Annotated in this window: 8 protein-coding genes; 4 read left to right on the forward strand and 4 right to left on the reverse strand. The window is 72.0% G+C overall.

Translation table 11 applies throughout. The annotated features are described in order from the left end of the window. The first annotated feature begins 51 nt into the window (after nucleotides 1–51). A complete protein-coding gene (locus AB0D99_RS06600) occupies nucleotides 52–3,807 on the forward strand; it encodes an ABC transporter ATP-binding protein (protein WP_362357598.1) in 3,756 nt (1,251 codons plus the stop codon). Nucleotides 3,808–4,019: 212 nt separating this feature from the next. After that, nucleotides 4,020–4,403: a hypothetical protein gene (locus AB0D99_RS06605; RefSeq protein ID WP_362357600.1), complete on the forward strand. Its 384-nt coding sequence runs from the start codon at nucleotides 4,020–4,022 to the stop codon at nucleotides 4,401–4,403. On the opposite strand, the gene AB0D99_RS06610 is transcribed toward AB0D99_RS06605, so the two are convergent. Next, entirely contained in the window at nucleotides 4,397–7,027 is a 2,631-nt protein-coding gene (locus tag AB0D99_RS06610; RefSeq protein WP_362357602.1) for a DUF6185 family protein, read from the reverse strand. The two genes, AB0D99_RS06605 and AB0D99_RS06610, sit on opposite strands and share 7 nt — an antisense overlap. A 168-nt stretch (nucleotides 7,028–7,195) precedes the next feature. On the opposite strand from AB0D99_RS06610, the gene AB0D99_RS06615 reads away from it, so the two are divergent. Together AB0D99_RS06615 and AB0D99_RS06620 are read left to right on the forward strand one after the other, a co-directional pair. Then, nucleotides 7,196–7,603 carry a hypothetical protein gene (locus AB0D99_RS06615; RefSeq protein ID WP_362357604.1) on the forward strand — a complete coding sequence of 136 codons (408 nt, stop codon included), beginning with the start codon at nucleotides 7,196–7,198 and terminating at the stop codon, nucleotides 7,601–7,603. A gap of 99 nt (nucleotides 7,604–7,702) precedes the next feature. Further along, complete coding sequence (locus tag AB0D99_RS06620) at nucleotides 7,703–9,151, forward strand: aminopeptidase (protein WP_362357606.1); 1,449 nt, start codon at nucleotides 7,703–7,705, stop codon at nucleotides 9,149–9,151. 90 nt (nucleotides 9,152–9,241) lie between these two features. On the opposite strand, the gene AB0D99_RS06625 is transcribed toward AB0D99_RS06620, so the two are convergent. From AB0D99_RS06625 to AB0D99_RS06635, 3 genes are all read right to left on the reverse strand, one after another. Beyond that, nucleotides 9,242–9,895, reverse strand: coding sequence for a hypothetical protein (locus AB0D99_RS06625; protein ID WP_362357608.1), 654 nt, complete (start codon nucleotides 9,893–9,895; stop codon nucleotides 9,242–9,244). A 79-nt stretch (nucleotides 9,896–9,974) separates the two neighbouring features. Beyond that, complete coding sequence (locus tag AB0D99_RS06630; protein WP_362357610.1) at nucleotides 9,975–11,813, reverse strand: glycoside hydrolase family 3 protein; 1,839 nt, start codon at nucleotides 11,811–11,813, stop codon at nucleotides 9,975–9,977. A gap of 161 nt (nucleotides 11,814–11,974) precedes the next feature. Beyond that, on the reverse strand, nucleotides 11,975–12,889 hold the full coding sequence (locus AB0D99_RS06635) for a LysR family transcriptional regulator (protein WP_362357612.1): 915 nt from the start codon (nucleotides 12,887–12,889) through the stop codon (nucleotides 11,975–11,977). Nucleotides 12,890–12,913 lie beyond the last annotated feature (24 nt).

Genomic DNA, 12,913 nt, shown 5'->3' on the forward strand with positions numbered 1-12,913 from the left:
GCGCCCGCGTTGGTGCCTTCCGGTAGAGCAGGACGAACGGGAGGCGACCACGTGGCCGCGGCGGGGCAGGAACAGGCGGAGCGGCAGGCGCCGAAGCCGCAGGGCTGGGCGCGCAGGCTGAGCGGCTACGCGTGGCGGTACAAGGCCAACGTGCTGCTCGCGCTCGGCTCCTCGCTGGCCGGAATGGCCGTCCTCGCCCTCGCGCCGCTCATCACCAAGGTCATCATCGACGACGTCATCGGCGCGAAGACGAGGTCCCTCGCCGTCTGGACCGGCCTCCTCCTCGCCGCCGCCGTCGTCGTCTACCTCCTCACCTACGTCCGCCGCTACTACGGCGGACGGCTCGCCCTCGACGTCCAGCACGACCTCCGCACCGAGATGTACGGCACCATCACCCGGCTCGACGGACGGCGGCAGGACGAGCTGTCCACCGGGCAGGTCGTCGGACGGGCCACGAGCGACCTCCAGCTCATCCAGAGCCTTCTCTTCATGCTCCCGATGACGATCGGGAACTTCCTGCTCTTCCTGATCTCGCTGGCCGTCATGGCCTGGCTCTCCCTCCCCCTCACCCTCGTCGCCCTCGCCGTCGCCCCCGCCCTCTGGTTCATCGCCAAGCGCAGCCGGGCCCGCCTCCACCCCGCCACCTGGTACGCCCAGGCGCAGGCCGCCGCCGTCGCCGGGGTCGTCGACGGGTCCGTGACCGGCGTCCGCGTCGTCAAGGGCTTCGGCCAGGAGGACCAGGAGACCGGGAAGATCCGCGAGGCCAGCCGCAAGCTCTTCGCCGGACGGCTGCGGACCATCCGACTGAACGCGCGCTACACCCCGGCCCTCCAGTCCGTGCCCGCCCTCGGCCAGGTCGCCGTCCTCGCGCTCGGCGGCTGGCTCGCCACCCGCGGTCAGATCACCCTCGGCACCTTCGTCGCCTTCTCCGCCTACCTCGCCTCGCTCGTCGGCCCGGTCCGGATGCTCGCCATGGTCCTCACCGTCGCCCAGCAGGCCCGGGCGGGCGTCGAGCGCGTCCTGGAGCTCATCGACACCGAGCCGGTCATCCAGGACGGTACGAAGGAACTGCCGGCCGACGCCGAGGCGACGGTCGAGTTCGACGACGTCTCCTTCGCCTACGAGGACGGCCGGCCCGTCCTCGACGGGTTCTCCCTGGAGATCCGCGCCGGCGAGACCGTCGCCGTCGTCGGCGCCTCCGGCTCCGGCAAGTCCACCGTCTCGCTCCTGCTGCCCCGCTTCTACGACGTCACCCACGGCGCCGTCCTCGTCGGCGGTCACGACGTCCGCGAGCTCACCCTCGACTCGCTGCGCGCCGCCATCGGACTCGTGCCCGAGGACAGCTTCCTGTTCTCCGACACCGTCCGCGCCAACATCGCGTACGGGTACCCGGACGCCACCCAGGAGCAGATCGAGACCGCCGCCCGCGCCGCCCAGGCGGACCGTTTCATCGCCGAGCTGCCCGAGGGCTACGACACCAAGGTCGGCGAGCACGGACTCACCCTCTCCGGCGGCCAGCGCCAGCGCGTCGCGCTCGCCCGCGCCATCCTCGCCGACCCCCGGCTGCTCCTCCTCGACGACGCCACCTCCGCCGTCGACGCGCGCGTGGAGCACGAGATCCACGAGGCCCTCGCCTCCGTGATGGCCGGCCGCACCACGCTTCTCATCGCCCACCGCCGCTCGACCCTCGGCCTGGCCGACCGGATCGCCGTCCTCGACGACGGCAGGCTCTCCGACATCGGCACCCACGAGGAGCTGGAGGAGCGCTCCGCGCTCTACCGGAAGCTCCTCACCGACCCCGACGAGCTCGGCGGCGTCTCGCCCGGCCACACCCTGCCCGTCGAGGTGCCCGAGGACCGCAGCCTGCGGGCCGAGCTGGACGCCGAGTTCGACGCGGAACGCGGCATCACCCCCACCCTCTGGGTGCGGGAGGAGACCGAGGACGACGAGTCCCGGACCCCCGGGGCCACCCCCGAACTCCTGGCCGCCGTCGAGGCGCTGCCGCCCGCCACCGACACCCCCGACATCGACGAGGCGCGGGCCGTCACCCCCGAGGACTCGTACGGACTGCGCCGCCTGCTGCGCGGCTTCAGGGCCCCCCTCCTCATCAGCCTCGGCCTCGTCGCCGTCGACGCGGGCATGGGCCTGCTGCTGCCCGTCCTGATCCGGCACGGCATCGACGACGGCGTGAACAAGCTCGCCATGGGCGCCGTCTGGGCCGCCTCCGCGCTCGCCCTGGTCACCGTCCTCGTGCAGTGGGTCGCCCAGACCGCCGAGATCAAGATGACCGGTCGCACGGGCGAGCGCGTCCTCTACGCCCTGCGCCTGAAGATCTTCGCCCAGCTCCAGCGGCTCGGCCTGGACTACTACGAACGCGAGCTGACCGGCCGGATCATGACCCGGATGACCACGGACGTCGACGCCCTGTCCACGTTCCTGCAGACCGGGCTCGTCACCGCGTTCGTCTCCGTCACGACCTTCTTCGGCATCATGGGCGCGCTGCTCGTGCTCGACCTCCAGCTCGCCCTGGTCGTCTTCGCGACGCTCCCGGTCCTCGCCGTCGCCACGTACTTCTTCCGCCGCTCCAGCGTGAAGGCGTACGAGCTGGCGCGTGATCGGATCAGCGTGGTCAACGCCGACCTCCAGGAGTCCGTCTCCGGCCTCCGCATCGTCCAGGCGTTCCGCCGCGAGCACTCCGGCGTCGCCCGCTTCACGGCCCGCAGCGACGAGTACCGCGAGGCCCGTGTCCGCGGCCAGCGGCTCATCTCGGTCTACTTCCCCTTCGTCACGCTGCTGTCGTCCGTGGCCGCCGCGGCCGTGATGATCGTCGGAGCCAACCGGATCGAGGCGGGCACGCTGACGACCGGCGCCCTGGTCGCCTACCTCCTCTACATCGACCTGTTCTTCGCCCCCGTCCAGCAGCTCTCCCAGGTCTTCGACGGCTACCAGCAGGCCACCGTCTCCCTGAAGCGGATGCAGGAACTCCTGCGGGAACCGACCTCGACGGCCGCCGCAGACGAGCCCCTCGACGTGCTGTCGCTGCGCGGCGAGATCGCCTTCGAGGACGTCTCCTTCGCGTACGGGTCCGCCGACGAGCCCGAAGAAGCCCTCACCGGCATCGACCTGCGGATCCCCGCCGGGCAGACCGTGGCCTTCGTCGGCGAGACCGGCGCCGGGAAGTCCACCCTGGTCAAACTCGTCGCCCGGTTCTACGACCCCACCTCGGGCCGGGTCACCGCCGACGGCACCGACCTCAGGGACCTGGACCTCACCGCGTACCGCCACCGGCTCGGGGTCGTGCCCCAGGAGGCGTACCTCTTCGCCGGCACGGTCCGCGACGCCATCGCCTACGGCCGGCCGGAGGCGACCGACGCCGAGGTCGAGGCGGCGGCCCGCGCGGTCGGCGCCCACGACATGATCGCGACCCTGGACGGCGGCTACCTCCACGAGGTCGCCGAACGCGGCCGCAACCTCTCCGCGGGGCAGCGGCAGCTGATCGCCCTGGCCCGCGCCGAGCTCGTCGACCCGGACGTGCTGCTCCTCGACGAGGCCACGGCCGCCCTCGACCTGGCCACCGAGGCCCAGGTCAACCAGGCCACCGACCGCCTCGCCGGCCGCCGTACGACGCTGGTCGTCGCCCACCGGCTCACCACCGCGGCCCGCGCCGACCGGGTGATCCTCATGGCGCACGGCCGCGTCGCGGAGGACGGCACCCACGACGAGCTGCTGGCCCGGGGCGGGAGGTACGCGGAGCTGTGGCGCACGTTCATCGGCGAGGCGGAACCGGCGGAGGCGAAGGCGGTCTGAGTGAGGCGTCACCGGCGACGGCGACGCGGTCCGAGCGAGGCGTCACGGGCGAGGGCGACGCGGTCCGAGCGAGGTGTCACGGACGAGGGCGACGCGGTCCGAGCGAGGCGTCACGGACGAAGGCGACGCGGTCCGAGCGAGGCGGAAGGCGGAGGAGCTCTGAGTACGAGCGCGGATTCCGCCGCCCGCCCGTGCCGGTTTGAATCGGGGGCATGAGCAACGAGCCCTCCGCCCCCGCCCGAGTCCGGGCCGCGTCCCGCCCCGGTGGCGTCGCCCGCCCGGACCCGGCGGCCTACCGGCTGCGCACCCGTGCCCTGTGGTGGGGGCTGGCCCTGGCGCCCGCGACCGTCCTGGTCGTGTTCCTGAGCCTGACCACGCCCGAGGGTTCCGGCTGCGTCCTCAACGGTGACTGCGGCACCGTCCCCGGCTGGGCGTATCTCACCACCCTCGCCGTCGCGGCCGGGGCCTGGATCCACGCGCTCCTCACCCCGGACGGCCCCGCCCCGGCGTCCTCCCGGAAGGCCGCGTTCTGGACGATGCTCGGCGCGGAGTGCGTCTTCCTCCTTCTCGTCCTCTCGTACTTCGGCGGTCAGTGACCCGAGCTGCCGCCGGGGGCCGACGTGCCGATCGGCCCCTGGTGGTCGATGAGGACGACCGGTGGATTGCCGCTGAGTTGCTGCCAGATGGTGACCAGCGCCACGACCTGGGCGACGAGCAGCGCGACCTGCGCCGACGCCGTACGCATCTGGTAGAGGGAGAGCAGCAGGCCCGTCCGGGTGGGCCAGTAGTGCCGTTCCTGCCGGAAGGTGTCGATGTCCATGAGCATCCCCGTCAGGGTGAGCACGAGCGTCATCAGAGCCGCGTTGAGGGCGGCCGTGCCGATCGGCTGACCGACCACCACATTGCCCAGCAGGTCGACCAGCAAGGGCAGGGAGTAGACGATCGCCAGGGTGAAGCCGCGGCCCGGACCACGCCGCATGGGGAGTATCCGCCACAGCGCACCCAGCGTGAATCCGGCGCCGGCCCAGATCACCACCGAGCTCACCAGGTACGTCAGCATGCTCGCGAAGCCGAATTGGTAGCTGAAGCTGTCGGCCCAGAGCGTGCCCCGGACCTGGTCCGCCCAGAACAGCACCCCGGTGGCGGGGAGCCCGACCAGTGAGGCGATGACCGCGGCACGGCAGGCGTTGTCCCACCAGCCGGCTCGGGGCCCCCAGGCCAGCGCCAGCTCCACCGGTCCGACCTCGTGCGGGAGCCTGACGCGGTGGTGCCGATGCCGTGGGTGGAGCGGAGTCCAGCGGTGCAGCCGGTCCAGCTTCCGCTCAAGGGGGGCTCTTGCCCCTTCCGTCTGCCCCTGTTCGAGCCGACGCAGCTCGGCGTGCAGCTCGCGGTGCTGGCGTGCCATGGCCATCATCCGGATCCGGTGGTGCTCCCCGACGACGCGATGGAGCGGGACAGCGGGCGTGAGGAGCCGTCCGAGCACCGAGTGCCTCCTGCCCAGCGCGAGCAGCGCGGACAGGAGGCACCAGACGACGACGAGCGACAGCAGAGGGAGCGGTACTCCCCCGTACTGGCCGACCGCGGGGGCCACCGCCATCACGAAGAAGAGCTTGAGCAGCAACGGGTCGTGCCGTCGCAGGACTTCGCCCGTGTGCCCGGGCGCACCCTGCCGTGCCCGGGCGAGGGCGAGGAGGGCGACGGAGGCCATCCACCACGAGGCGAAGCCGGCCGCCCAGTCGGCGACGTTGGAGGCGAACCACCGCTGGTCGTTGAAGACGGTGGCCGCCCGGAACAGGGCGTAGTCGGTGCCCGTGCCGCGGTCGGTGAGCCAGGACACGCGGTCCCACCAGTACGCCGCGGCCCACAGGCTGCCGGCGGCGACGGCACACGAGACGAGGGCGGTGCCGACGAGGACGACGGGCGAGAAACGGCCGCCGAGGAAGGTGCCGCCGGGGCCGCCCGGGGACGCGTCGCGCCACAGTCGCAGACAGCCGCTCACCAGACCCACCAGCCAGATGAACACCAGCGCGGCGCACCCGAGGGCGAACCAGTAGATGCCACCCGCCGAGTCGTACGCGGCGACCTCCTCGGGGTAGCGGCCCCAGTACAGCGCCATGGTGGGCGGCAGCCCGAAGAGCGAGGGCGCGAGGGCCAGAGTGCCGACGTATCCGAGCGCCGCCGTCACTGCGGCCAGGGCCGCCCGGCCGGGTCTGCCGAGGACACACAGCGCCACACCCAGGAGCGCCGTCACGATCAGGTGGACCGCCTGCCGGTGGTCCGTGTACGGGGTGCCGTCGGGCAACTCCTCCAGAAAGTTCAGGAGATGGTCGTCGGAGGCATGGACCATGGTGATGGTGAACCAGGTCCAGGTCACCGTACGGAGGTTCCGCCGGGCCGCCTCCTCCTCCGGCGTGGGCAGCGCCAGGGGCGGTCGGTGCCGGAGCTTTCGGAGCAGCACCAGGGTCGTCACCAGGACGGCGACGTCCCAGGAGAGCCAGCCGAGGACGTCGGCACGGTTCCACGGGTAGGTCGCCCAGCGAGCGGCGTTGGCCTTGGTGGCGGGAGGCTGCAGTTCCAGGTGCAGACCGCTCGGAGGGCCGGGGGTCGTCGCCGTGCCGTTCCAGGTCAGCACGGTCGAGGATCCCGTCGTCGGGGCGGGGACCACGGAACGCGCGGGCCTGCCCCCGAGGTCGATCCGGACCCGGCTCCACACGGACCGGGACAGCGCGTCGGGGGACAGGAGCTCCAGGTGCCATGTGCGGCTGCCCGAGACCATGTGCCACGGTCCGACGTCACGGTCGCCCTTCGCGTACACCCAGGTGACGGTCTGCTGTTCCACGGTGACCCAGGTCTTGTCCGCCCTGACCCGTGGCTGCTTGTACTGCCATTCGGTGTCGCGGTACTGCGTCGGGGCCTCGGAGGACCGCAGCAGACAGCGCATCGCCGTCCGGTAGTCCTCGGTGTCCCGGTTCAGGAGCAGCGCGGACGACCACATCCAGGCGCGCGGCACCTTGATCACGAGATCGCTCGTCACCTTGGTCGAGTACTGACCGTCGTGCGCGATCCGTAACGACGCGTCGACCTCGGCGCCTCTCAACGTCCGTTTGACGCAGACGTTGTCGGGCGGCTCCTCGGCGGCGTACGCGGTCCCGGACGAGACCAGACCACAGGTCAGCACGGACAGCGTGAGCACCACGACGGCCGCGAGAAGACAGATCACCCGCGCGGAGGCACCGCGCGACGACCGTAAGGAACCCACCCCTGAGAACCGCACCCTGAGACCCCACCCGTTCCTCGGTCCGAGCAGGAAAGCGTATCGAATGACGGCAACCGAACCGGCGCCTTCTGCGTCGTACGCATGTACGGCAGAGAGCGAGGAGGGGATCCGGTGTTCGGTGGGACCAGAGGGACGGCACGCGGTACGCGACTGCTCGGACATCTGCTGGCGGTGCTGCTCGCCGTGGGCGCCCTCACCCTCGCCGCGCCGGGTACCGCGTCCGCCGCCGCGGGGTCGCTGTGCAGCGGCCGGCCCACCAAGACCGTCGGCTTCGCCACCGGGGAGCTGCGGCTCTACCGCAGCCGGCAGTACGTCTGCGCCCTCGCCGTCGCCAAGGTCCCCGGTCCGCGCCGCGCCATGTCCGTCTCCCTCCAGCCCCGCGGCGGACGGCCCGCCGTCGACCGGGGGAACTTCACGCGGCAGGCCGGTCCCGTCACCGTGCACGCCCTCAACCGCTGCGTCCGGGCCACCGGTACCGTCGCCGGCCGGAGCGGGTCGACCGGATGGGTCCTCTGCTGAAACCTCATCCGTCACACAGGTAAGGGCCAACTGGGTCTGGCGGCACCCACGTTGCCCCCGCTAGGTTCGCGACACCGTTGTGAATCAAGGGGAGGGTGAATGCGCAAGTCGCTGATCTGGCTGACGTCGCTCACGGTGCTCATAGGCACCGTCGGTGCGACCGGTGCGGCTACCGCCGCCGAGTCGGCCACCGGCAGCCCGTCCGTCGCCGAGAGTGCCGTCGGTACGGACATCAAGGACCGCATCCTGGCGATCCCCGGGATGAGCCTCATCGAGGAGAAGCCGTACGCCGGCTACCGCTTCTTCGTCCTCGAGTACACCCAGCCGATCGACCACCACCGTCCGTGGAAGGGCACGTTCAAGCAGCGGCTGTCCCTCCTCCACAAGGACACCGACCGCCCGACCGTCTTCCACACCAGCGGTTACGGGCTGAGCACCACCCCCAGCCGTCGCGAGCCCACCCGGATCATCGACGGCAACCAGGTCTCCATGGAGTACCGGTTCTTCACCCCGTCCCGGCCGCAGCCCGCCGACTGGACCAAGCTGGACATCTGGCAGGCCGCGAGCGACCAGCACCGCATCTTCACCGCCCTGAAGAAGATCTACGGGCAGAAGTGGCTCTCCACCGGCGCCTCCAAGGGCGGCATGACGGCCACCTACTACGAGCGCTTCTACCCGCGCGACATGGACGGCGTCGTCGCCTACGTGGCGCCGAACGACGTGGTCAACAAGGAGGACTCGGCCTACGACCGGTTCTTCGAGACCGTCGGGACCAAGGAGTGCCGCGACCGGCTCAACGCGATGCAGCGCGAGGCGCTGATCCGCCGCGCGCCGCTGCAGAAGAAGTACAAGGAGTGGGCCGCCACCGAGGGCGCCACCTTCAACACCGTCGGCTCCCTCGACAAGGCGTACGAGGCCGTCGTCCTCGACTTCGTCTGGGGCTTCTGGCAGTACTACGGCGAGGACGTCTGCGGTTCGATCCCGGACGCCAAGGCCGCCAGCGACGACGAGGTCTACGAGACCATCGACGCCTACTCCGGCTGGTCCTTCTACACCGACCAGGGCCTCGACCCGTACACGCCGTACTACTACCAGGCCGCGACCGAGCTCGGCTCGCCCAGCATCAAGCTGCCGCACCTGAAGGGCCTGAGCCGCTACGGCTACCAGCCGGCGCGGAGCTTCGTGCCGAGTGAGATCCCGACGACGTTCAAGCCGTCGGCCATGCGGGACGTGGACGACTGGGTCCGCAAGAACGCGAACCGGATGATGTTCGTCTACGGCGGCAACGACCCGTGGGGAGCGGAGCCGTTCCGCCTCGGCAAGGGCGCCCGTGACAGCTACGTCTACACCGCCCCCGGCGCCAACCACGGTGCCCAGGTCGCGGGCCTCGTCGAGGCCGAGCGCGCCAAGGCCACGGCGCGCATCCTCGCCTGGGCCGGGGTCGAGGCCCCGGCGGCGGCCGCCGCGCAGCCGCTGGCCCGCTACGACGCCCGCCTGGACAAGCCGGCGGAGGAGGAGCTGAGCCGGGAGCACGGCATTCGGCCGTGAGCCGTGCGGAGGGCGCCCGGGGCCGTGACCCGGCCGTTCGCGTCGCTCTCCACCCGAGCCGCGCGTGAGTGCGGGCCGCGCCCGGTGGTGTCACAGCCGCCGGGCGCAGCCCACCGGGCTTTCCCCGCCCAGCGACACGAAGAGCGCCGTCGACGGCGGACAGCGGTCGCGGCTCGTGACCGCCGAGGCGACCCGGTAGACGGGCGGGCGCTCGCCGGAACCGTCGCAGGCCGTCTCCTTCACCTGTCCCTCGCGGGAGGCGGAGACGCAGTCCCCGACGACCGTGCGAGGCCCGCCGCCCCGGCCCGGATCGCCCGGATGCGGCGGCTCCAGATTGCGTATGCAGGCGTACCCCCGAGGCACCGCGCCGTCGCCGTCCTCGTCGGCCGCCGACCGGTTGTCCGAGACGTGCAGGACGAAGTCGGTGGTGGCCGGGCACATCGCTCCGGCGGACGCCCCCGGCGCCTGCCCCTCGTACCGGGTCGTCACCCGCGCCGCCGCCTTCTCGCTCGTGCACGGCACCTCGCGGTACACCGGGCCACGGGTGGAGCAGTCCCCGGGCCCCAGGAACACCGCCCCGTGGCCGACGGGCGAGCTCGTGTACGTGACCGGGCCCGGCGTCCCCGGGTCCGCCGGCCGCCGACAGCCGGCGACCGTGAAGAGCAGCACCGAGAGCGACACCCCGAGGAGCACCCCGAGCGTCAGTCCCCCGAACAGCCCCCACCCGCTCCTCAGAGCGCGCATGAAAAGACCCCCCGATCTCCGCGTCCAGCGTGGCGCGCCGGAGCGGGCGCACGCCAGGAAGAACGGGGGGTCTGCGTCCTCAGTTACGTTTCGCGTAGGACAGGCCGTGGCCGACCGGGTACAGCACCTTCGACGGATCGTCCGCGCGCTGGACGGGGACGGGCAGACGCCCCTTCGGCCGGGCGTGGCCCGTGATCACCCGGACCGCGGCCCGCAGTTCGACATCCGTCCAGGAGTAGGTGGCGAGGGTCGCCCGCTGCCCGGTCAGCCCGGCGATGTCGTACGGATTGCGGATCGCGACCGTCACGACCGGCACACCGGTGGCGACGAGCCGGGAGACCAGCGTGCGCTGCGGACTGGTCGCCGAGACGTTGTACGTGGCCACGACGACGACGTCCCTGCCGGCCGCCGCCGCCACCGCCTCGTCGATCTTCGCCGCCGTCGGGGTGATCCCGGTCGACAACGCCGTCGCGGAGAAGCCCAGCTCGACGAAGGCGGTGGCGAGGGTCGTGGTCGGTGGACCGGTCGTGCCGGACGGTGAGGCCGGATCCGCTCCCACGACCAGCACGTTGCCGTGGCTGCGCCGGCTGACGGGGAGGAGAGCGCCCTCGTTGAGGAGCAGGGTCGTGGTCTCCTCCGCGATCCGGTCGGCCTGCGCGAGGTGGGCGGCGGTGCCGACCGTGCGGTCCACTCCCGCGGAGGTGACGAAGGGCTTGTGGAAGAGCCCCAGTCCCGCCTTCAGGCGCAGGATCCGCAGGATCGATTCGTCGAGCCGGGCCTCGGTCAGCTCGCCGCTCTTGACGGCCTGGAGCACCGCGTTCCAGGCGATGTCCAGCTTCGGCGGGTTGAGCAGCTGGTCGACACCGGCCTTGAGGGCGAGCACCGGCACACGATCGTCGCCGTACTTCGTCCGTACCCCCTCCATGCCGAGGGAGTCCGTCACCACCACGCCGTCGTAACCGAGCTGCTCACGCAGGATGCCGGTGAGGATCGGGCGGGAGAGGGTCGCCGGGTCCTCGCTCGGGTCGAGGGAGGGTACGACGATGTGCGCCGTCATGATCGAGTCGATGCCGGCGGCGATCGCGGACCGGAACGGCGGGGCGTCGAGCTCGGCCCACTGCTCCCGGGTGTGCGTGATGGTCGGCAGCCCGTAGTGGCTGTCGACGGCCGTGTCGCCGTGGCCGGGGAAGTGCTTGGAGGTCGCCGCGACCCCGGCCCGCTGGTAGCCCTTCACCTGGGCTGCGACGAGACCGGCGACGGCCTGCGGATCGGAGCCGAAGGAGCGGATGCCGATGACGGGGTTGGCGGGGTTGACGTTGACGTCCGCGACCGGAGCGTAGTTCTGCCGGATGCCGACGGCGGCCAGCTCGGCGCCCGCGATCTGCGCGGCCTCGCGGGCGTCGGAGTGCGAGCCCCCGGCGCCGAGTGCCATGGCGCCGGGCATCAGGGTGGCCGGCTTGCCGACCCGGCAGACGATGCCGTGCTCCTGGTCGGTGGAGATCAGCAGGGGGAGGGGCGTGGGCTGGGCGAGGCCCGCGCGCTGGATGCCGTTGGAGAGCTCGGCGATCTGGTGCGGGTCGCGGGTGTTGTGCGCCCAGGAGAAGTAGATGATGCCGCCGACGTGGTACTTCTCGACGAGTTCGGCGGCGGTGCGGACGCCGATCTCGGCCAGGTTGAGGTCGATGTCGGCCTGGTCGGGGGCGGTGGCGGAGTGGCCGTACACCCGCATGACGAAGAGCTGGCCGACCTTCTCCTCCAGCGACATGCGGGAGATGAGCCGCCTCAGGCTCCGGTCGTCGGAGGCGGGACCGGCCGAGTCGGCCAGGGCGGTCGGGGTGGTCACACCGGTGACGGCTGCGGCCGCCGCGGCGGCGGTGACGGTGAGGAGGGTGCGTCTGGAGGTGGCGCGGTGGTGCACTGATGCTCCTTCCGGCCGTGCAAGGTTGAAGGAAACTTCCAGGAGTCACGGATAGCCCGAAAGTAACTGCCAGGTCAAGGACCTGAGCAGGAATCAGTGGCACGGGTCGGCGAACACGGCGACGGTGCGGGTGGGGTGGATGGGGCGCTTGTGCCGCTCTGTCACCCCGTCGACGACGCGACCCGGGGCCACAGCTCCTGGAGCATGCGGACCGTCTCCCTGATCGCCGGACGGCGGGCGGCGCCCGCACGCCACAGGGCATGCAGCCGTCGCCTCGGCATCGGGTCCAGCCGGACCGGGGTGACCTCGGGCGGCAGCGCCCCCCGGCCGAGCCGCGGCACCATCGCGATCCCGAGCCCCGCGGCGACCAGGGCGACCTGCGTGTGGTTCTCCTCCGCCTGGTGGACCACGTGCGGCTCGTACCCCGTGGCCCGCAAGGTCTGGATCAGCCAGTCGTGGCACACCGTCCCCGGCGGCTGCGTGATCCACCGCTCGTCCGCCAGCTCCTCGCGCCGTACGGTCGCTCGCGCCGCGAGCGGATGCCCCCGCGGCACGAGGACGTCGCACAGGTCGTCGCCGATCACCGCCTGCTCGACGCCCGGCGGGGTCGGCAGCGGCGCGATGTCCCAGTCGTGGGCCACGGCGAGGTCGATCATGCCCCGGGCGACGAGGTCGATCGAGACATGCGGGTCCACCTCGGTGAGACGGGCGTCGAGCGCGGGGTGACGGACCGCCAGTTCGGCGAGCGCCCGCGGCATCAGGCCGCGCGCGGCGCTCGCGAAACAGCCGATCGACAGCCGGCCCGCGGGCAGTCCGCGCCGCTCTTCGAGCCGCACCTCCGCCTCCTCGACGATCGACAGCAGCTTCTCCGCCGTGCCGGCGAGCTGGCGTGCCTCGTCGGTGAGCCGCACACCGCGGCCCTGGCGTTCGAGAAGGGTCGTCCGGGTCTCCCGCTCCAGCTTCGCGATCTGCTGGGAGACCGCGGAGGGCGTGAAGCCGAGAGAGGCGGCCGCGGCGCCCACGCTTCCGTGCACGGCGACGGCGTGGAGGGCGCGCAGGCGTCCGAGATCCAGCATGGGAGAGCGCCCCTTCCGGGCGGG

Source organism: Streptomyces sp. NPDC047971, assembly GCF_040653355.1.
Lineage (GTDB): Bacteria > Actinomycetota > Actinomycetes > Streptomycetales > Streptomycetaceae > Streptomyces.